Source organism: Tsukamurella ocularis, from assembly GCF_024807615.1.
GTDB lineage: Bacteria > Actinomycetota > Actinomycetes > Mycobacteriales > Mycobacteriaceae > Tsukamurella > Tsukamurella ocularis.
In genome coordinates this window covers 99,473-119,416 of sequence record NZ_JANUCJ010000002.1, presented here as the reverse complement: position 1 = coordinate 119,416, position 19,944 = coordinate 99,473, and the positions used below count along the sequence as shown (strand labels likewise).

The 19,944-nt window shown below is 72.3% G+C and carries 21 protein-coding genes; 11 read left to right on the top strand and 10 right to left on the bottom strand.

Annotation, left to right across the window (positions count from 1 at the left end):
- Positions 1 to 25: 25 nt before the first annotated feature.
- Entirely contained in the window at positions 26 to 1,396 is a 1,371-nt protein-coding gene (locus tag HNP44_RS06600) for a sugar transferase (protein ID WP_259143655.1), read from the top strand.
- On the opposite strand, the gene HNP44_RS06595 is transcribed toward HNP44_RS06600, so the two are convergent.
- The 3 genes from HNP44_RS06595 to HNP44_RS06585 are packed head-to-tail and all read right to left on the bottom strand — an operon-like array spanning position 1,393 to position 3,108.
- Complete coding sequence (locus HNP44_RS06595) at positions 1,393 to 1,752, bottom strand: holo-ACP synthase (protein ID WP_259143657.1); 360 nt, start codon at positions 1,750 to 1,752, stop codon at positions 1,393 to 1,395. The genes HNP44_RS06600 and HNP44_RS06595 overlap by 4 nt on opposite strands.
- Positions 1,753 to 1,757: 5 nt before the next feature.
- Positions 1,758 to 2,861, bottom strand: a complete 1,104-nt coding sequence (locus HNP44_RS06590) for a glycosyltransferase (protein WP_259172119.1) — start codon at positions 2,859 to 2,861, stop codon at positions 1,758 to 1,760.
- Between the two features lie 10 nt (positions 2,862 to 2,871).
- On the bottom strand, positions 2,872 to 3,108 hold the full coding sequence (locus tag HNP44_RS06585) for an acyl carrier protein (protein ID WP_259143659.1): 237 nt from the start codon (positions 3,106 to 3,108) through the stop codon (positions 2,872 to 2,874).
- Between the two features lie 124 nt (positions 3,109 to 3,232).
- On the opposite strand from HNP44_RS06585, the gene HNP44_RS06580 reads away from it, so the two are divergent.
- The 7 genes from HNP44_RS06580 to HNP44_RS06550 are packed head-to-tail and all read left to right on the top strand — an operon-like array spanning position 3,233 to position 10,779.
- Entirely contained in the window at positions 3,233 to 4,201 is a 969-nt protein-coding gene (locus HNP44_RS06580; protein WP_259143660.1) for an amino acid--[acyl-carrier-protein] ligase, read from the top strand.
- Entirely contained in the window at positions 4,198 to 5,262 is a 1,065-nt protein-coding gene (locus HNP44_RS06575) for a glycosyltransferase family 4 protein (protein WP_259143661.1), read from the top strand. Before HNP44_RS06580 ends, HNP44_RS06575 begins: the two co-directional genes overlap by 4 nt.
- The gene (locus HNP44_RS06570) at positions 5,259 to 6,398 is read left to right on the top strand and encodes a glycosyltransferase (RefSeq protein ID WP_259143662.1); all 1,140 of its coding nucleotides are present in this window, start codon (positions 5,259 to 5,261) and stop codon (positions 6,396 to 6,398) included. Before HNP44_RS06575 ends, HNP44_RS06570 begins: the two co-directional genes overlap by 4 nt.
- Positions 6,395 to 7,642 carry a lipopolysaccharide biosynthesis protein gene (locus tag HNP44_RS06565; RefSeq protein WP_259143663.1) on the top strand — a complete coding sequence of 416 codons (1,248 nt, stop codon included), beginning with the start codon at positions 6,395 to 6,397 and terminating at the stop codon, positions 7,640 to 7,642. The genes HNP44_RS06570 and HNP44_RS06565 overlap by 4 nt, the downstream gene beginning before the upstream one ends.
- Complete coding sequence (locus HNP44_RS06560; RefSeq protein ID WP_259143664.1) at positions 7,639 to 8,634, top strand: CgeB family protein; 996 nt, start codon at positions 7,639 to 7,641, stop codon at positions 8,632 to 8,634. Before HNP44_RS06565 ends, HNP44_RS06560 begins: the two co-directional genes overlap by 4 nt.
- A complete protein-coding gene (locus tag HNP44_RS06555) occupies positions 8,621 to 10,225 on the top strand; it encodes a hypothetical protein (protein ID WP_259143665.1) in 1,605 nt (534 codons plus the stop codon). The genes HNP44_RS06560 and HNP44_RS06555 overlap by 14 nt, the downstream gene beginning before the upstream one ends.
- Positions 10,210 to 10,779, top strand: a complete 570-nt coding sequence (locus HNP44_RS06550; RefSeq protein ID WP_259143666.1) for a YdcF family protein — start codon at positions 10,210 to 10,212, stop codon at positions 10,777 to 10,779. Before HNP44_RS06555 ends, HNP44_RS06550 begins: the two co-directional genes overlap by 16 nt.
- On the opposite strand, the gene HNP44_RS06545 is transcribed toward HNP44_RS06550, so the two are convergent.
- The 3 genes from HNP44_RS06545 to HNP44_RS06535 are packed head-to-tail and all read right to left on the bottom strand — an operon-like array spanning position 10,751 to position 13,246.
- A complete protein-coding gene (locus HNP44_RS06545; protein ID WP_445515054.1) occupies positions 10,751 to 11,995 on the bottom strand; it encodes an APC family permease in 1,245 nt (414 codons plus the stop codon). The two genes, HNP44_RS06550 and HNP44_RS06545, sit on opposite strands and share 29 nt — an antisense overlap.
- Positions 11,996 to 12,006: 11 nt before the next feature.
- A complete protein-coding gene (locus tag HNP44_RS06540; protein WP_259143670.1) occupies positions 12,007 to 12,462 on the bottom strand; it encodes an SRPBCC family protein in 456 nt (151 codons plus the stop codon).
- A gap of 46 nt (positions 12,463 to 12,508) precedes the next feature.
- Complete coding sequence (locus HNP44_RS06535; RefSeq protein ID WP_259143671.1) at positions 12,509 to 13,246, bottom strand: hypothetical protein; 738 nt, start codon at positions 13,244 to 13,246, stop codon at positions 12,509 to 12,511.
- Positions 13,247 to 13,362: 116 nt separating this feature from the next.
- On the opposite strand from HNP44_RS06535, the gene HNP44_RS06530 reads away from it, so the two are divergent.
- The 3 genes from HNP44_RS06530 to HNP44_RS06520 all read left to right on the top strand — a co-directional run bounded on the left by HNP44_RS06530 (position 13,363) and on the right by HNP44_RS06520 (position 16,331).
- Positions 13,363 to 14,529: a zinc-binding dehydrogenase gene (locus HNP44_RS06530; RefSeq protein ID WP_259143672.1), complete on the top strand. Its 1,167-nt coding sequence runs from the start codon at positions 13,363 to 13,365 to the stop codon at positions 14,527 to 14,529.
- 14 nt (positions 14,530 to 14,543) lie between these two features.
- Positions 14,544 to 15,395, top strand: a complete 852-nt coding sequence (locus HNP44_RS06525; protein WP_259143802.1) for an exodeoxyribonuclease III — start codon at positions 14,544 to 14,546, stop codon at positions 15,393 to 15,395.
- 66 nt (positions 15,396 to 15,461) lie between these two features.
- Complete coding sequence (locus HNP44_RS06520; RefSeq protein ID WP_259143673.1) at positions 15,462 to 16,331, top strand: MetQ/NlpA family ABC transporter substrate-binding protein; 870 nt, start codon at positions 15,462 to 15,464, stop codon at positions 16,329 to 16,331.
- Here the strand turns inward: HNP44_RS06520 and HNP44_RS06515 are convergent.
- Genes HNP44_RS06515 through HNP44_RS06500 form a run of 4 tightly spaced genes read right to left on the bottom strand, consistent with a single transcriptional unit; the run spans position 16,264 to position 19,920 of the window.
- On the bottom strand, positions 16,264 to 17,442 hold the full coding sequence (locus HNP44_RS06515) for a cation:proton antiporter (protein WP_259143674.1): 1,179 nt from the start codon (positions 17,440 to 17,442) through the stop codon (positions 16,264 to 16,266). The two genes, HNP44_RS06520 and HNP44_RS06515, sit on opposite strands and share 68 nt — an antisense overlap.
- A gap of 10 nt (positions 17,443 to 17,452) precedes the next feature.
- Entirely contained in the window at positions 17,453 to 17,962 is a 510-nt protein-coding gene (locus HNP44_RS06510; protein WP_259143675.1) for a hypothetical protein, read from the bottom strand.
- Complete coding sequence (locus tag HNP44_RS06505) at positions 17,959 to 19,095, bottom strand: alpha-hydroxy-acid oxidizing protein (protein ID WP_259143803.1); 1,137 nt, start codon at positions 19,093 to 19,095, stop codon at positions 17,959 to 17,961. Before HNP44_RS06505 ends, HNP44_RS06510 begins: the two co-directional genes overlap by 4 nt.
- Before the next feature lie 27 nt (positions 19,096 to 19,122).
- On the bottom strand, positions 19,123 to 19,920 hold the full coding sequence (locus HNP44_RS06500) for an alpha/beta fold hydrolase (RefSeq protein ID WP_259143676.1): 798 nt from the start codon (positions 19,918 to 19,920) through the stop codon (positions 19,123 to 19,125).
- Between the last annotated feature and the right edge of the window lie 24 nt (positions 19,921 to 19,944).

Genomic DNA, 19,944 nt, shown 5'->3' with positions numbered 1-19,944 from the left:
ACATCGGAAAGTCTCGAGGAGCACATTGAGCACGAACGGTGCACCGGCCGGCAGCGGCCGCCGCATGCGCCGCCACTCGTGGGCGCTCGCATTCCTCGACTTCCTGATCGTCTACACCTTCCTGGCGTCCACGAACACCTCTACGCCGTCGCACGTCAGCCACGCGATCGAGGGCATCGCCGGAGCCTCGTTCACGGTGAGCGTCTTCTATCTCTTCGGGCTGTACCGCACGCGGATCACGCTCAGCGCCCTCGATGCTGCACCGCAGCTGGTGATCGCGGGGTGGATGCTCGCGCCGCTCGGCGTCATCACCGTCTGGCAGGACGACCACTCGCAGCTGATCGGCGCCGCCGTGTGCTGGGTCCTGCTGTTCGCCGCGCGGGTGCTCTACTACGGCGCGGTCCGGCGGCATCGAGCGCGGCACCCCGGGAACGGCGGGCGCACCTTGGTCATCGGCGGCGGCAAAGTCGCTGGCGGGCTGGTCCAGTCGATGTTCATGTTCCCGGAGTACGGCCTGCGGCCCGTGATGGTGATGGACGACGACCCACTCGACGCCACCGCGTTCCCGGTCGAGGTGATCCCTCGTCGCAACGACCTCGCCCGCCTGATCCGCGAGCGCAACATCGACACGGTGATCGTCGCCTTTTCCCGCGATCGCGACTCCACGCTGGTCGAGCCGCTGCGCGACTGCGACACCCTGGACTGCGAGATCTACGTCGTGCCACGCCTCTACGAGTTCGTGCACCAGGACCGCGACATGGACCGAATCCACACCACCCCGCTGGTGCTGGTGCGCCGCCTCGCGCTGCGCTCGAGCCACTGGCGGGTCAAGCGCGTGACCTCGTTCGTGACCTCGCTCGTGGGCCTGGTCCTGTTGTCCCCGCTCCTGCTCGTGGTGTCCGCAGCGATCAAGCTCCAGGAGCCGACCGCGCCGATCCTCTTCCGACAGACCCGCGTCGGCCAGGACGGGCGGTTGTTCTCGCTGTACAAGTTTCGGACGATGCGACCGGTCCCCGACGAGGAGTCGGACCGCGACTGGACCGACGAGCGACTCCGGATCACCCGGCTCGGCGGGTTTCTGCGCCGCCACTCGATCGACGAGCTACCGCAGCTGTGGAACGTGGTCCGCGGCGACATGTCGGTGGTGGGGCCGCGGCCGGAGCGGCCGCACTTCGCGAACCGCTTCGGCGCGGAGATCCCCGCCTACCAGTCCCGGCACCGGGTGATGGTGGGCCTGACCGGATGGGCCGCGATCCACGGTTTGCGCGGCGACACCGACATCCGCGACCGCGCCTCGTACGACAACTACTACATCGAGAACTGGAGCCTATGGCTCGACGCGAAGATCCTCCTGATCTCGGTCGGAACCGTGCTCTTCGGCCGCGGGGGGCGCTAGCAGGCGAGCTCGACCACCACCACCGCGGCCGCGACGTGATCCGTGTGGGTGAGCGAGACATCGGCGCGGACCCAGCCCTGCTCTCGGGCGGCGGCGGCGAGACCGCCGTGCAGCCGCACTTCCGGCCCGTGCGGCGTGTCGACCAGCTCGATCTCGCGCGGCGGCGTCGCCACGTCGGGGCCGAGGCGCAGCGCTTTGACCGCGGCCTCCTTTCCCGCCCAGCGCGCGGCGAGGCGCCGCGCATCGCCCGCGCACGCGGTCAGCTCGCCCGGGGTGAAGACCCGCTCGGTGAAGTTCGTCCCGAAGAGGGCCAGCGACTCCTCGATGCCGGCCACCTCGGCGAGGTCGATCCCCACCCGGTTCACCGGACCGCCGCCGCCACGATGGCCCGCATCTGCTCCTGGAAGGCGGGTACGGAGAAGCGCTCGGCGTGCGCGCGCAGCGCCGCGGGATCGAACTCGGCGGGGCGCAGATCGCGCATCGCCACCGCGAGGGCGTCGATGAAGACCTCGTCCGGCGCGTCGGGCACGAGCACCCCGGAAACCCCGGGGACGACCGTGTCCAGCGCGCCACCCGCGGCGCGGGCCAGCACCGGGGTGCCCGCGGCCATGGCCTCCACCGGGACGATGCCGAAGTCCTCCTCGCCGGGCATGACAGTCGCGATCGCGTCGCGCTGCAGGCGCACCATCTCCGCATCCGAGACCCGGCCCAGGAAGTCCGTCCCGTCGCCCGCGATGCGGCGCAGCGCGGCGTCGTGCCGCCCGTCTCCGGCCACGATGAGCCGCACCCCGGCGCGCTCGGCGGCGCGGATGGCGAGGTCGACGCGGCGGTACGGCACGAGGCGCCCGGCGACCAGGAAGTAGTCGCCGGTCGCGGCACCGTCGGGAGTGAAACGCGCGACATCGACGGGCGGCGCGACCACCTGCGCGGCGACGCCCCACCAGCGCTCGATACGGTCCGCCACAGCGGTGGAGTTCGCGACCACCACGTCGAGGAGCGGCACGGCGGCCGTCTCGACCGCACGGGTCCGCGCGGCGAGCGCCGCCAGCGCGAGCCGGCCAACCCCGCCGAAGGCCTCCCCGGACCACAGCTCGGGCAGCCACGCCCACCGGGCGGGCGAGTGCACGTAGGCGACGACCGCAGCATCCGGCCAGGATCGCGCTGCAGAGACCGCCATCGCGTGGTGACTGATGACGACGGCGTCCGCGTCGGAATCCGGCCGGTGGCGGCGCCACGCCGCCGGCGCGAGCGGGATGAGCGGCGCATGGGAGCGGCGACGGAGGGCGCGGTGCACCGCGTCGAGCCCGGTGACGGCGATCCGGTCGCGCAATTCCGCTGGAACGGTGCGCGGATCTGCGAAGGCGACGTGGAGGCGGCTGCCGGGCCAGGTGTCGACGAGCGCCCGCGCGACGTTCTCGGAGCCGCCCTGTTCGGTCCACCGCTCATGGACGACGGCGATGCGCATCGTCGGCTCCTCAGCCGACGAGAGCGCGGACCATCGCCGCGATCGAATCCAAGGTGCTGAATGTGTTCTTGCTCATGAGGGAGTCTGGGAACTCCACCGCGAATCGATCTTCGATAGCCAGCATGACGTTCACGGCCGCGTGGGACGTGAGACCGAGCGCAAAGAGATCGTCACCACCCGCAATTTCCGCTGCCGGCCTGGTCAACCGGCCATGACGCTCCACGATCGAGCGAATCGCCTCGTCCACCGCACCTCCCACCAGCGTCGCACCCCGGCACAACACCGCAGCGAATCCCTTTGCAGTCGCGACTCTCGCGCCGCCGCCATACACCCTAGCCTGGTAACATGTTGCAGTGACAACGGTTCCAGCCATGGAGAAGAGACCGATGACGCAGGCCGCAGCAGCCCGTGCGATCGACTTTACTGACCTGCACGCGCGTCAGCAGGAATTCCGCGCGTCCCTCTTCGACGCGGGGCTCCTGATCCCCTCGGGCGTCGACGGCGTGTACGGCCAGGGCGCGGCGTTCGCCGAGCTCACCGCCGCGATCGACGCGCTGATCGGCGTCACGGTGCGCGACGTGCACGGCGGCGCCGCCACGGTGCTGTCCTTCCCGCCTGTGATGCCGCGTGAGTACCTCGACCGCACCGACTACATCGTGTCGTTCCCGCAGCTCGCGGCCGCGGTCTCCACCTACACCGGCGGCGACGCCGAGCACCGTCTGCTGCTCGTGGGCCGTGACGCGGGCCACGACTGGGGCGGCCACTTCCGCGCCAGCGACGTCGCGCTCGTCCCGTCGGCGTGTCATTCGGTGTATCCCGTCCTGAGCGGGCAGCTCCCCCGCGACGGCGCCTGGATCGACGTCTCCGGCCACTGCTTCCGGCGCGAGCCATCCGCCGATCCCGCCCGAATGCAGTCCTTCCGCATGCGCGAGATCGTCCGCGTCGGCTCGGACCGCGCGGCGGTCGCCCATCGCGACACGTGGGTGGCACGCGCCGCCGACCTCCTCGGCGACCTCGGCCTGGCCGTCCGGCAGAGCCCTGCGACCGATCCCTTCTTCGGCCGCGCCGGCCGCATGCTCGCGGCCAACCAGTCGGCGGAGAACCTCAAGACCGAGCTCCTGGTGCCCATCTATGGCGAGGACGTTCCGGGGGTCGCCGTCGCATCCAGCAATTACCACCGCGATCATTTCGGGGTGCACTTCGACATCACCACCGTGGACGGCGCGCCCGCCCACAGCGCCTGCCTCGGCTTCGGCATCGAGCGGATCGCCCTCGCTCTGCTCGCCCGGCACGGCCTCGACCGCGCGACGTGGCCCGGTTCCGTCTCCGCCCAGCTGTGACCGCGGTCCCCGTCCACCTCACCGGCACCACCTGGCCGGGTACCGCGCCCGGCGGTCTCCCCCGCTACTTCGCGGACCTGTTCGCGGCACTGCGCCGGCGCACCGACGTCGCCGCCACCGCCGCGGCCTTCGGCGACCCGGAGTCGGGCGGCTCGACGTGGGGACCCGACGCGGGATCGACCGCGGCCCGGGTCCGGGCGTCCCGCCGCCCCGCGCCCGTGGACACCGCTGTCCTCGACCGGCACTTCGCGCTGTTCGGCCCCGCGCCCCGCGGGGCCGCGCTCGTCACGCACTTCCACGGTCCGTGGGCGCAGGAGAGCGCCACCGCAGGTGAGGGCCGCGCTGCCGTAGCGGTCAAGGCGCTCGTCGAGCGCACCCGGTACCGCGACAGCGACCACTTCGTGGTGCTCTCCCAGTCCTTCGCCGACGTACTTGTCGAGCGGTACGGAGCGGACCGCGGAGCGATCACCGTGATCCCACCCGGCGTCGATCTCGCCCGGTTCGCAGCGGCCCCCGCCCCCGACGGTCCGCCGCGCGTGCTCTGCGTCCGGCGGCTCGAGCGCCGCATGGGTATCAACGTGCTGCTGCGGGCGTGGCCGGCGGTGACGGCGCGACATCCCGACGCCCGGCTCGACGTGGTGGGCGACGGCTCAGAGCATGGCCTTCTGCGCCAACGCGCGGCGGAACTGGGGATCACCGATACTGTGACCTTCGTGGGAACGATCGACGACGCCGACCTCGCGCGCAGGTACGCCGCCGCCACCCTGACGGCGGTTCCGTCCCTGGCGTGGGAAGGTTTCGGGCTCGTCGCCCTCGAATCCCTCGCCTCGGGACGCGCCCCGGTCGTCACCGACGTCGGGGGGTTGCCCGACGCGGTTCGCGATCTCGCCCCCGATCTCGTCGTGCCCGCGGGTGACGCCGAGGCCCTCGCGGACCGTCTGGCCTCGGGGCTCGACGGTCTCCGACCATCTGCGGAAGCATGTCGGGCCCACGCCGAGCGCTTCACCTGGGACGCCGCTGCCGCACAGCACGCGGCGCTCTACCGAGCAGTCGCCGCATGAGCGCGCCCCGGCCCGTTTTCCTCGGGCACACCGCCGCGCCGTCGGGCGCGGAGCTGGCCTTCGCCCGCCTCGCCGGAGCGCTGCGCCACCGCGGCGTCCCCGCCTCGGTGATGCTGCTCGCTCCCGGTCCCCTGACCGATGTGCTCAGCGCAGCTGACGTGCCGGTCACCGTCGTCCCGGGCAGCCCGCCTGCGGTGCGGCGGGACGCGGGGCCGCTGGGTGTGGTGCGCGCAGCGGTCGGCCTCTACCGCGCGGGCAGACGGCTCGCCCCGATGCTGCTCGCCGCCGACGCCGATGTCGTGGTCGCCGAATCGACGAAATCGCTGTTGGTCGGGGCGGTGGCCTCCCGCCGCACGGGCATCCCGCTGGTGTGGCAGGTGCACGATCGGCTGAGCGCGGAGTACTTCGGGCGCAAGCGCTTCCCCCTGCGTCTGCTCGGTCGGGTCGCCGCGTCCGGCTACCTCGCCAACTCGCGCGGGACGCTGCGCACCATCTCGACCGGCGGCAGCCCGACCGCGGTGTGCCACCCCGGCGTCGACCTGAGCACGGTCCCCGCCGCGGCGCCCCAGCGCGCCCCGAAGAGCGTGAAGATCGCCATGATCGGCCGGATCACCCCGTGGAAAGGTCAGGACCTGCTGCTGCGGGCGCTCGCCCAGATGGAAGCCCAGCCCGAGGTACGGTTCGTCGGCGGCGCCCACTTCGACGGCGATGATCGGTATCTCGCCGAACTCGAGGAACTCGCCGAGCGCCTGGGCGTCGCGCACCGGGTGACCTTCACCGGGCATGTCGCGGATCCGCTCGCCGAGGCGGCGGACGCCGACGTGGTGGTGCACTACTCCCGGCTCACCGAACCGTTCGGGCAGGTCGTGGCCGAGGCGATGGCCGCGGGCCGGGTCGTCGTCGCCGCCCGCGCGGGCGGGCCGACCGAGCTCATCGTCGACGGGCAGACCGGAGTGCTGGTGCCGCCGCGCCGCCCCGACCAGTTGGCCGTCGCGTTGGATGCGCTCATCGCTGACTGGGAGCTGCGCGAGCAGCTCGCTGCGGCGGCGCGCGACCGCAGCCGCGATCTCGATCTCAAGACCTCCGCGGCGATCGCGGACTCCCTGCTGGCGCGGGTGGCCCGGGACGTCCGATGAGCTCAGGGCGACTCCGCGGCTCCGCGGGGGTGCTCCGGGACGTGGTCCTGGTCTCGGCAGGGCGGTACGGCCAATATGCGATCACCCTCATCACGATCCCGCTGTGCGCGCGGCTGCTCGGCCCCGCCGGGATGGGCCTGCTCGCGATCGCGATGTCGACGTACTTCCTCGGCGCCCTCTGCACCGACCTGGGCATCGCGGCCTTCGTCGCCGCTCGCGCGGCGAAGCCGGGGCTGGCGCGACTACGGGGCGACTACGCGGGGCTCCGCGCCGCGGCCCTCGCGGCGTTCACCGCACTGTTCGCGCTGGCGGCGGCGCTGCCGGTGCCCCGCGCCGTGGAGATGGGAGCCCTGGGCCTCGTCGTGGGGTCGGTGAGCGCCTGCGGCGACGACTGGGTGCTCCTCGGCACCGGCCGGTTCGGCGCCGTCGTGGCCCAGCAGACCGCGGGTCGGGTCGCGTACCTGGCACTGCTGATCGCGCTGCTCCCGCAGGTTCGGACGCCGGAGGCGGCGATGGGCTGCCTGCTGGCCGGGAACCTCGTCGCGGTCGGGTGGTCCTGGGCCCGCACCCTGCGGGAGCACGGCCGGCCCTCATGGCCCGGCCCGCCGCGCGACCTCCTCCGGACGGGGGCCCCGGTGTTCGCAGCGCGACTGCTGTCCTCCTCGTACGGCCCGGGCGCCGCCACGGTCTTCGCGCCGGCGCTGCCACCACCTGCGCTAGGCCTGTTCAGCGCAAGCGATCGTCCGGTGCAGGCGGCCGGCTCACTGCTCGACGCCGTCGGGGTCAGCCTGCTCCCCCGGCTCGCCCGGAGGGACGGCGACGCCTTCTGGACGACCGCGCGCCGAGGCGTCCTCGTGGTCGCGTCCGGCGGGGCCGCACTCGCCGCAGCCGCTACGGCACTGGCCCCCTGGCTCCTCCCGGCGATCTTCGGGGAGGAGTTCGACGGCGCCGTCCCCCTGCTGCAGGTGCAGGCGTGGGCCCTCCCCGGCCTGGCCGTCGCCTCGTTCATCGCGACCGCCGTCCTGCCCGTGCTGGGCGACGCGCGCGGGGTGCTACTGACCGGGGCGGTGGGGGCCGCGGTGATTGGTGCGACCCTCGTGATCGCGCTGCGCACGCACGACCCGCTCACCGTCGTGGCCGGGATCGTCGCCGCCCAGACCGCAGCGGCGGCCTTCTCGGTCCTGCGCGCCCGTCGCCTCGAAGCCGCGGCGGTCTCGGCACCGGCCGGTGGGACTGCCTCGTGAGGATCCTCTTCGCCGGCGACGACTGGTACGGCAGCAACGCCCGCTCTCTGGCCGAGGGCTTCCGTCGGGCGGGCCACGAGGTGACCGTCGTCGACACCACCGCGGTCACGCTCCCCCGCCGCGGTGGCGCGGCGTGGTGGTACGCCAAAGGCACCGGGCGGCGAGCGCCCCGCACCGTCGAGGCCGTGCACCGGCGCCTGGAGACCCAGCCGGTCGCCGACCTCCTGTTCTGCTACACCTCCGTGCACCTGGACCAGGAACGCCTGCTGAACCTATCTGCGGGCCGGCACGTGCACTACAGCGCCGACGACGTCGCCAACCCCGCCAACACCACCGCCGAGTACCTCGCCGCGGAGCCCGGTTGGGACGCGATCGTCACGACCAAGGCGCACAACGTGCCCGAGTTGCTCGCCCGCGGGGCGCAACGCGCGATCCTCGTGCGCAGCGCCTACGACCCCGACTGGCACCGCCCCGTCGCGCCGCGCTCGGCCCGACGGTACGTCGCCGGCTTCGTCGGCAACGCCCGCCCGGACCGCACCGACCTCGTCACCGACCTCGCCACCCGGCTCGGCCCGGACTTCTACCTCGCCGGTCCGGGCTGGCGCCGCAGGCCCGCCGTCCTGCGCAGCCGGGCGACGGTGCGCGGCCCGCAGTACGGCACGGCGCTGGCTGCGGCGATCGGTGCGATCGACGCCAACCTGGTTCTGCTGAACTCCGACAACCGCGACACGCACACCTGCCGCACCTTCGAAGTGCCCGCAGCGGGCGGACTCTTCGTGGGCCCGCGGACCGCCGAGCACGCAGAGTTGCTCGCCGACGGCCGCGAGGCGTTGTTGTACGACGACCCGGCCGAGATCGACGACATCGTCGCGCGAGTGCGGGCGGACCCGACCGCCGCGGCGAGGATCGCCGCCGCCGGGCACGCCGCGATCACTCTGGGGGCGAACACGTACAAGGACCGGGCGAGGGAGATCCTCGATGCCCTCGACTGACGCCCCCTTGGAGCTGCGGACGTACTTCGGCCCCGCCGACGCGCCGCTGTACGGCGCGCTCCACCTGCCCTCGTCGCGCCGGGTACGCGGCGCCGTTCTGCTCGTGCCGCCGCTGGCGAAGGAGCAGTACGACGCGCTGCGTGGACTGCGCCGGCTCGCCGCGACGCTCGCCGCGGACGGCCTCGCAGTACTCCGCTTCGACTATCTCGGCACGGGCGACTCCGCCGGCTCTGCGGGCCTGCCCGACGCTGCCGAGGGCTGGATCGCCTCCGTGCGACATGCGGACGCGTACCTGCGCGGGCTCGGGACAGGCGCCCCCGCGGTGGTGGCGCTCCGGGCCGGCACAGCCATCGCGGGGGCCGCCGGCCTCGCCCCGCCCGCCGCGGTGCTGTGGGACCCGATCGGCGGCAGGCCCTTTGCCCGTGCACAGGGGACGCTCGCCAGGATCGCCATCGGTGCTGGACCGGAGACGTGGATCGGCCTCGACGTGCACGCCACGGCGGTCGCGCGGATCGCGACGCTGCCGGCCGACGCTCTGGCCGCGCCGCGCATCCTGATCGCGGCGCGCCCTGGCGTGGCACCCGTCGGCCCCGACGACGCCGACCGGATCGCCGTCGACGGGATGCCGGAGTTCGTCGAACCAAGCGCGCACCTGGTCCGCATCCCCGACGCGGCGGTCGCGGACATCGCCGCGTGGCTGGGCGCCGCCCTCCCCGACGCCGCGCCCGTGCTGGTCGCCCCCGAACTGCGGACGAGTGCCCGTTTCGACGGGGTCGAAGAGCGGATCGAGGACATCGGTGGCGCCGCGGCGATCCGCACGGTCCCGGCGGGGAGCGCCGCCCGGCGCTCGGTGCTGCTCTGTGCGACCGCCAACGACACGCGACACGGCCCGAACCGCGCGTGGGTACAGCTGGCCCGGGACGCCGCTAGCGCCGGCGCCGCGACGCTGCGTTTCGACCGGCGCGGCACCGGCGAAGCGGGCACCGTCGGGCCTGGCGAGGCCGTCGCGCTGTTCCCCCCGACCGGTGTGGACGACGCCGCCGCGGCGGCCAGTTCGCTCGACAGCCCCCTGCTCACGGCCGGGGTGTGCTCGGGCTCCTGGTACGCCGCGCACGCCGCCCGCGCGGAAGCGGCTCAGACGACGGTCCTGGTGAACACGGTGCTCTACTCATGGCGACTCAAGCCGCAGATCGCGACTGCGCCCGTGCAGGACCTGGGCGTGCCGCGGACGGATCCCGCCTTCGCGCGCAGCCCCCGCGGCCGAGTGAAGGAGGTGCTGCGAGCCCGGCTGCCCTACGCCGCCTGGCGTCTGCTCGGCCAACGCGGGGTCACGCAGGTCCCCGAGGTCCTGCTGCGGCCAGTCGTTACGGAGGGGACCGATGCGATCCTCGTCCTCGCGCCGCCCGACGCCGCGTGGTTCGACTCCCAACGCGGCCCCGAGGGACTCCGCCGCCTGCTCGACCTCGCCCGCCGCGGCGGCGCGGGCACCGTCCGCGCCATCCGGCCGAGCGCCGGCGACCACCCCGGATATCACCCCGATGTGCGCGCAGATGTTGCAACCGCGATACTGCAGTGGTGCGAACAGCGGTGACCCCAGCGCGGTGGATGCGTCGCCTGATCGCGTGCGCCCTCGTCCTCGTGCTCGTCGCGGTCGTCGGCGTCGCGCTCGACCGCGCCTACCTCCAGCCGAAGATCGACCGAGAGCTCACGCCCGCGGACGCGATCGTCGTACTGGGCGGGAATCCGTACGACCGGTTCGAGTACGGACTCGAGCTCGCGGAGCGGGGCCTGTCGACACAGGTCGTGCTGTCCAACTCCGTCGGCGCCGCCGACACCCGGATGCAGGAGCTGTGCGCGCGGACGATCACGGGCGTGCAGGTCACCTGCTTCCTGCCGGAGCCGTGGACCACGCGCGGCGAGGCGCAGGAGGTGCAACGACTCGCGGCGGCCCGCGGCTGGGACGACATCATCGTGGTCACCACCACCGCGCACCTCGAGCGCGCCCGCTTCATCCTCCAGCGCTGCTACGGCCGCGCGATGCAGATGACCGATTTCCCTGAGGACCGCGGCACCGCCGAGACGGTCTTCGGCTGGGGCTATCAGAGCGCCGGGTGGCTCAAGGCGTTGTACCAGACCGGCTGCTAGCCGGACCGCTGTTCGCGCGGGTCATGACGTAGGCGAGCGCGCCCGCGACCAGCACGAGGATCCCCACGGACACCGAGCCGGCGGGCAGCGACAGTGCCACCAGGAGGCACCCGGCCAGGCCGATGGCGGGCACGATCCGGGAGCGCAGCGCAGCGTCGAGCGTCCACGCGGACGCGTTCGCCACGGCGTAGTAGACGAGCACCGCGAACGACGAGAAGCCGATGGCGGCTCCCAGATCGGCTGTGGCCGCGACCACCGTGACGACGGCGCCGACGGCCAGCTCCGCGTGCATGGGGACGCCGCGCCGACCGTCGACCGCGGCGAGCCGCCGTGGCAGATGACCGTCGCGGGCCATCGCGAGGGCGGTACGGGAGACGCCGAGCAGCAGGGCGAGCAACGAACCGAGGGCCGCGACGCAGGCTGTCACCGTGACCACCGCCACCGGGAATCCGACCGCCCTTGCCGCGTCGGCGACCGGCGCGGCCGACGCCGCGAGCCCGGCCGTGCCGAGGACCGCGACCAGCGCGACACCGATGAGCACGTACACCCCGAGGGCGAAGGCCAGGGCGACGAAGATCGCACGCGGCAGGGTCCGCGCAGGGTCGCGCACCTCCTCGCCCAGGGTGGCGATGCGCGCGTACCCCGCAAACGCGAAGAACAGCAGGCCCGCGGCTTGCAATACGCCGAACGGGCCGGCCGGCGCACCGTCGAAGACCCGGGTCGGTTCCGCCGCGCCGGAGGTGAGCGCGGCGACCGCGACCGCAACGAGCACGGCGAGAACGACGGCGACGACGACGCCCGCGACCCGCGCCGAGCGCTCCACACCCGCGACGTTGAGGGCGGTCAACGCGATGATGGCGCCCGCGGCGACGGCGTGCGCCTGGGCGGGCCAGGCGTAGTGGCCGACGGTGAGTGCCATCGCCGCGCACGACGCGGACTTGCCGATCAGGAAGCTCCATCCGGCGAGGTGGCCCCAGAACGGGCCCAGCCGCTCGCGGCCGTAGACGTACGTACCCCCGGATTGCGGGTACCGCGCCGCGAGGCGGGCGGAGCTGCTCGCGTTGCAATACGCGATCAGCGCAGCGACGGCCAAGCCGACGAACAGCCCGGAGCCCGCCGCCGCGGCGGCCGGCGTGAAGGCGACGAAGACGCCCGCGCCGATCATGGCGGAGAGGCCGACGGTGACGGCGTCCCCGAGGCCGAGTGTCCGCTGCAGTACGGGACCGCTCACCGTTCCTCGGCGCGGGCCGCGAGCCGGTCGACGGACGCGGCCAGACGGTCCGCGGTGGTCGCCCGGGCCCGCGGGAGGCGCTGCTCGTCGTGGAGCTGCGTCCAGTCGTAGGTGTGCGTGACCCGGGTGGCTCCGTCGGCGAGCGGCGCCAGCTCCCACCGCCAGAGGTGACCCGGAGCGGGCTCGCCGACGGGCGACGGCTTCCAAGCGATGAGCCGGCCCTCGTCGAACTCGGTGATGTGGTTCTCGCGGACCTGGCTGTTGGTCAACGTCATCGTGAAGACGTCCCCGACGGCGCGCACCCGCTGGCCCGGCGCCGCCTCGGTGAGGTTGTCGTTGCCGTCCCACTCGGGCTGGCGCGCCGGATCGGCGATCAGGTCGAAGACGAGGTCCGCCGGGGCCGCGATGTCGCGGGAGGCGGAAACGATGCGGGTGTCATCCGATGTGCTCACGCACTCATCGAACCAGGTGCACCCGCATCGCGCCCAGGGATGGAATCTACGTGCGGTTCATGTCGACGCTGTTCTCGTAGGTGACCGAGCCCTCGGGCGAGTTCACCCACTGGCCGGGGCAGCTCCCCCTGAGCGAGCTGATCACCAACGGCACGACGCGCGGGTCCCAGCCGAGCCAGGCGTGGTCCACCGACGCGGCCGCAGGCAGGTAGCCCTGGACGCTCGCGCGGCACTGCCGCCCGTCGAGGTTGCCCGAGAGCGGATCGCGGGTGCTGCGGATCGAGTAGTACTCGGTGGGTCCGGGAGTGTCGAGGCCCGCATTGAGTTGATTGATCAGCGCGGAATCGTTGCAGGACTGATTCGCCGGGGCCGGCAGCATGCAGCCGGTCGGCGAGCCGTACTCCACGCCACCGAGCACGACGGACCGCTTGACGTCCTTCGTGCCGCCGAGCACCTTGAGGTAGTAGCGGTCCACCAGCGCGTTGTTGCTGTGCGTGAGGATCGAGATGTCGCGGCTCGGGTTGGCCCTCTTCTGCGCATCCACGATGCCCTTGAGACGGTTCGCGTCGGCCTTGTGGTCGAGACCGGTGAGCCAGAGCGGCTCGACATCGAATCCGGCGCCGCGGATGTGCGTGTTCAGGGGCTCGTACAGGGTGCCCGGAGCGATGAAACCTCCGATCACGTAAACGAGCGGCTTCGCCTCTGCGTGCACGGCCGCGGGCAGGACGGCGGTGGCACCCACAGCCGCCGCGAGCGCGATGAGGGTCTTCTTCAGAATCTGCATGAACGCAACATAACAGTCAGTGTTGCGATTGCAATATCGAGGAGGTGGGGGTTGCCTCGAGTGCCCTGTCGGGGCGGGAAACCGGTTGCCCGGCGCCAGCGATTATTCTCGGACGTATGAAAGCTGTCGTGTGCACCGAAGGCCGCCTGACCGTCGAAGAACTCCCCGCCCCGAGCCCCGCCCGCGGGCAGGTGCTGCTGAACGTGACCCGAACCGGGATCTGCGGGTCCGACCTGCACGCCCGTCATCACGCCGACCTCGTCGCCGACCTCGCCGCGAAGGCCGGCTACCCCGATTGCATGCGCACCGACCAGCGCATCGTCATGGGGCACGAGTTCGTGGGCACGGTCGCCGAGTACGGGCCCGGCTGCCGCAAGCGCTGGCCTGTGGGGACCCGCGTCGTCTCGCTGCCGACGCTGATGGTCGGCAGCGAGCCGCAGCTCGTCGGACTGTCCGAGCGGTCCCCCGGCTCGTACGCCGAGCAGGTGCTGGTCCAGGAGTCCATGACGATGCCCGTACCCGGAAAGCTCTCCGACGAGGAGGCCGCCCTCACCGAGCCGATGGCCGTGGCGTGGCACGCGGTGCGCCGGGCCGAGGTCGGCCGCGGGCAGACCGCGATCGTGATCGGCTGTGGCCCGATCGGCCTGGCCGTCATCTCGATGCTGCGCGCCTCGGGCGTCAAGAAGATCATCGCCAGCGACTTCTCCCCCGGCCGTCGCGCCCTCGCGAAGCTCATGGGCGCCCACGTCGTGGTCGACCCGCGCGAGCAGCAGCCGTGGGACGCCTACAAGCAGCCCCGCAACGAGATCCGTAGGGCCAGCGACCTCTTCAAGCTGGGCGTGAGCACGATGGACAAGCTCACCCTGGTCCCCGGCCCCGTGCCGTGGTGGCACGTCTTCCGCCTCGCGGACAGGATCGGCGAGACCCCGTCCGGCCCCGTCGTCTTCGAGTGCGTGGGCGTGCCCGGCATGATCAACTCGATCATCGAGGCCGCGCCCCTGCGCACCCGCGTGATCGTCGTCGGCGTATGCATGGAACCCGACCAGATCATGCCCGCCCTCGCCGGCAACAAGGAGATCGACCTGCGATTCGCCTTCGGCTACGACCCCGGCGAGTTCCACGACACGCTGCACATGATGGCGGACGGTAAGGTCGACGTGAAGCCGCTGGTCACCGGCACCGTCGGGCTCGGTGGGGTCGAGACCGCGTTCGATGCGCTCGGCGATCCCGAGGTGCACGCCAAGATCCTGATCGACCCGTCGAGCACGGCGACCGCGCCCTGACCGCACCGAATGCGCTGAGGATCGGCACGTTCAACGTCAACGGGATCCGGGCGGCGCGACGCCGCGGCTTCGACGCCTGGCTCGCGGCCCGCGGCCTGGACGTGCTGGCCCTGCAGGAACTGCGCTGCCCGCCGTCCGAGCTGGGCGACTTCCCGAGGTATCACGCGACTGTCGACTGCGGCTCGGTCCCGGGCCGCAACGGGGTGGCGATCCTGAGCCGGGAGGCACCGTCGGCCGTGCGAACGTGGACGAGCGATCCTCCGCGGGCGCGCGGGCTGGCCGAGTACGCCCACGAGGGCCGGTACGTCGAGGCGGACTTGTCCGGCCTCACTGTGGCGTGCCTATACCTTCCCAAAGGCGGCCTGCCCGCTCACCTGCAGCGACCCGGCAACATCCGCGACGTACCCGACGACGGCGCGAAGTACGCGCGCAAGATGCGCTTCCTGGACGCCTTCGCCCGCGAGCTCGACCGCAACCGGAGGGCCGCGCTCGCGGCCGGCCGGGAGTTCCTGCTGCTCGGCGACCTGAACCTGGCGCACCTGCCGCACGACGTGACGAACTGGCGGCCGGCGCAGAAGATGGAGGGCTTCCTCCCCGAGGAGCGCGCGTGGCTCGGCGCGCGAATCGGTCCGCGTCGGCTCGTCGACGTGGTGCGCACGCTGCACGGCGACCGGCCCGGGCCGCTGTCGTGGTGGAGCTGGGCCGGTGAGTCGTTCACCAAGGACGTGGGCTGGCGCATCGACCATCACCTCGCGACCCCGCGCCTCGCCCGGGCCGCGGTGGACGTGACCGTCGACAAGGAGTCGTCGCCCGACGAGCGGCTCTCCGACCACGCCCCGGTGGTCGTGGAGTATGCGATCAGCTGAGGCCCGCGGGATCACCGTGACCGCAACCCTTTCCGCACGACGAGCGCTACTGCACACTGGGCCCTCGTGAAAAGAACGGCTACCGCCCTCCTCGCAGTCCTCGTGTCCCTCGTCGCGGTCGGCACCACCGCCTGCACGAGCGACGCCCCGTCGAACGAGATCAAGCTCGGAGTGGTCGACGTCGGCAAACCCCACTGGAAGGTGTTCACCGACGTCGCGAAGGAGCACGGCTACACCGTGAAACTCGTCTCCTTCTCCGACTACAACGCCCCGAACCCGGCCCTCGCAGACGAATCCGTCGACCTCAATCAGTTCCAGCACGTGCGCTACCTCGCCACGTACAACGTCAAGAACACCGTCCGCCTCACCCCGGTCGGCGCCACCCAGATCTATCCGCTGCAGCTGTACTCGAAGCGGCACCGCTCGATCGATGCCTTGCCGCAAGGAGCGACGATCGCCCTGTCCGACAACCCCGCGAACCAGATCCGGCCGCTCCTCAGTCTCAAGGCGGCGGGCCTCGTGACGTTCCGCGACGGCGCAGGCACGTGGCAGTCCTCGCTGGCCGACGTCGACCGGTCGCGGTCGAAGGTCACGCTCGTCACGCTGGACCCCACCCAGATCGGCCCGGCGCTCGACAGCGTCGACGCCGGGTTCGTGGACGACACCTTCGCGGTGAAACTAGGGCTCACGAGCAAGGACTCGATCTACACCGACGATCCGCGCCGCCCCGACCTGGCACAGTACGTCAACGTCTTCGCCGCCCGTGAGAACGATCCCCGTACCGGGGACTACACCGCGCTCGCCGCGTTGTACCACGACCAGCGGGTCCATGACGCCGTCGTGAAGGACTCCGGCGAGACGGCGATCTTCACGACGGATGCGCCGGAGGCGTTGAGGGCGACGCTGGCCCGTGTGGAGCAGTCGCTGCGGAGCTAGCAGCGGGGCCCGCCGCGAGGGCGACGCCGCCGATGGTGACGAGGGCGCCGAGAATCAGGGCGGCGCCCTCCCCGGCGGCGAACAGGTGCAGTTGTTCACCGAGGGTGACCGCAGCGACGGGAACCCCGATCTGCGCGGCCGCGAGCACGCCCAACGGCACGGGGAGACCTCCGAGCCGCATCGCGACGTGCGCACCGATCGCGCCGAAGCCCAGGGCGAGACCGAGCACGATGAACGACGGGTGCTCGACGAGGTCGCGCAGGTTCGCGCGCGCGCCCAGCCAGACGAAGAAGAGCGGCGCGAGGAATCCCTCGCCGAGCGCGAAGAGCTGCGCCGCCATCCGCCGCGGCTCCCCCACCGCGGCAACGGCGAGGCCGAGGGAGAAGCCCGCGACCATGACCGAGACGTGCATCGTGGTCGCGATCGCCGCGAGCAGGAACAGCGCCACCAGACTGATCCGCAGTTGCAGCGCGAACTCGCGCTCCTCCGAGAACTTCTCGATCCGATCCCGCACGCCGCTGTTGTCCGACCAGCGCAGGATCAGGTAGAGCACGACTGCGGTGCCGCTCACCGTGAGGCCGCCGAGAGCGGCCCGGCCTGCAGTCGGCGGGTCGATGACCAGGGGAAGCGCGACGACGCAGACGGTATCGGCGAGCGCCACCTGTGCGGTCAGCGCCAGGACAGGCTTGCCGATGAGGTGGTTGTCGTTGATGATCGGCAGCACCACGGCCGCCGACGACGACGCCATGAGCACGGCGTACAGCGCGGCGTGACCGGTGTCGAAGGCCGCCGAGAGGGTGGCCCCGAGGACCGCGGCGATTACACCCACCGCGGCGGCTCGCATCACACCCTGGCCCAGCGCCGCCCGCACCGCCGGGTCGCGCACCGGGACGTGCGTACCGGCGACGAACATGACGATGGCGAAGCCGATGTCGGCGAGGAAGGCGAAGGTCGGCTCGGTTGCGTCCAGGACCCCGAAGCCCGTGGCCCCGAAGACCACGCCCGCCAGCATCGGTCCCAGGATCAGCGGCAGATGCCAGGACCCCTTCGCCGCGAGGAGCGGGCCCAGCAGCCCGAGCGCGGTGACCAGCGCGAGCGTCGAGAACGTCATTGCGAGGACGCTACTCCGCCCGAGCGGCCCAGTAGCCCCGAAGTTCTTGCTCGGAAGCCGATTTCACGACGAGCTCGCCGTGCTCGTCGTCGAGCAGGCCGATGGCCTCCCGCGGGAGGGCGTCTTCCGCGACGAGCTCTGCCTTCGCCCGGCGCATCGCCCCGAGCAGCGCGTATCCGTAGCGGGCGTACGCAGCGCTCCACTCCGCGGCGTCGAGGCCCTCGACCGCGTCACTGAGGGCGTACTGCCAGCCGTCCAGAGGTGGGCGCCGAGACCACTCGCGGTCGCACAGAGGCCACGCGGGCGGATTCCAGAGCTCGTGCGGCGGCACGGATTCGACGGTGCCCAGCGCCGGGTGGGGCAGCAGAATCACGCCACCCTGCTCGGCCTGAAAGGTGGTCAGCGCGTACGCGTAAGGCAGTTCGCCGTCGGCCTGGTAGACCAGCGCCCGGGCCACGGTGCGCAGCTCGGCGCACACCGCATCCTCGAAGCCGAACCAGTCGAAATCGGCGCCGGTCACCGCTTCGCGACGTGCAAGTCGGCGAGCGTGGTCAGGCAGTCGGCGGCCATCGTCAGGTCGGCCTCGGCGAGCATCGACCGGAGCACGTGCTCGACGCCCGCTGCCCCGCCGAGGGTGAGGCCGTACACGTAGGGGCGGCCGATACCGGCCAGTGTCGCGCCGAGGCCCACGACACGCAGGATGTCGACGCCGTCGCGCACGCCGCTGTCGAAGGTGACGGGCAGGCCCGCGTCGAGCACGCCCTCGAGGTGGCTCACGGCCGGCAGCCCGCCGTTGGCCTGGCGGCCGCCGTGGTTCGAGCAGGCGATCGCGTCGACGCCCTCGGTCGCCGCCTTCCGCGCGTCCTCGGCGTGGCAGATGCCCTTGAGGATGATCGGCACGTCGGTGATCCGGCGGATGCGGGCGACGTCGTCCCAGGAGAAGGTGGGCTTGCTGAAGAGCGACGACCACACGATCCCCGCGTGCAGCGGCGGTGGGTTCTCCACTCCGCACAACTCGATGAACCGCGGGTCGGTGAGGTAGTTCGCGAGGCTGCGGCCGCGCAGGAACGGGATGTAGCCGTTACGCAGGTCCCGCGGCCGCCAGCCCAGGCTGCCGGTGTCGAGGGTGATGGTGAGGGCGTCGAAGCCGGCCTTGTCGGCACGACGCACCAGGTTGTCGGTGAGCTGGTCGTCGTTGGTCGGGTACAGCTGGAAGGCGGCGAAGGAGTCGCCGCGGGCATCGGCGATCTCCTCGAGCGGCGCCTCCGAGAGGGTCGAGTACATCGCGGCCACGTTCAGTTCCGCTGCGGCGCGGGCGACCTCGAGGTCGCCGTTCTCGTGGACCAGGCCGTTGACGCCGACGGGGCAGAGGATGAGCGGGGCGTCGAGCTCGGTGCCGAGGAAGGTGGTCGACAGGTCGCGGATGCTGCGGTCGCGGAGCATCCGCGGGACGAAGCCGTAGCGCCGCAGCTCCGTGACGTTGACGTCCTGCGTCGTCTCGTCGCCGGCGCCGCCGCGCACGTAGTCGAAGAGGGAGGGGTCGAGTACCTGCTGCGCGCGCGCCTCGAGATCGGTGAAGGTGTACGGGAAGTGGCGGTGCTTCGCGAGCAACCCCTCCGCGTAGATGCCGTCCTGGAAGCTGCCGTAGTCCACCATGGATGGACGGTAGCAGTGGCGGGGTCAGGGCGCGGTGAGGAAGTCCAGGGCGTCGACGGTGGCCGCCGGCTCCTGCAGGTGGTAGCCGTGCCGCATGTCCCGGTACACCCGCATCCGGGCACCGTCGATACCGGCGCGGAGGATCTCGGCGTTCTCGGCGGGGCACATGCGGTCGTCGGCCCCGTGCAGGATCAGAGTGGGCGCCCCGATCCATGGCAGGGCCGCGGCGGCGTCGTGATCGGTGCTCGCGGCGAAGTGCGCGCGCTGGGCCGGCAGCGAGCGCGGCCGTGCGAGGATCGCCTCGGCCGCCTCGGGGTGCGCGGCGAGCCAGTCGGGGGTGAAGAAGAGCTCCAGCAGGGCCCGCCGGTCCGAGCGGACCAGGATCCGGAGCACCTCGCTGGGGCGAGCGACGCCGTGGGCGTCGCCGACTGTCGTGGCGCCGAGGATCAGGCGGCGGACTCTTGCGGGCTGGTCGGCGGCGAGCCATTGGGCGGCACGGCCGCCCATGGAGAAGCCGTAGACATCGACCGCGTCGCCGATCGCACCGTCCGCGCGGGCGGCGTCGAGTACGGCGAGAGCGTCTGCGGCGCAGTCCCGGGTGCTCCAGCCGCGCGGGAAGACGTCGTCGCTGAGGCCGATGCCGCGGTGGTCGAAGGTGATGACGGGTCCGGCGGCGCGGAATGCGTCGACCACCGGCGCCCAGGACGATCCGGCGAGCGCCTGACCGGCGAACAGCAGCACCCCGGGACCGCTCGCACCGGGCGCCGCGGGATGCACCGTGTAGGCGAGCCGGGCGCCGTCGGAGAGAGAGACGTGGGGCATGACGGCAAGCCTAGGACGTCACAC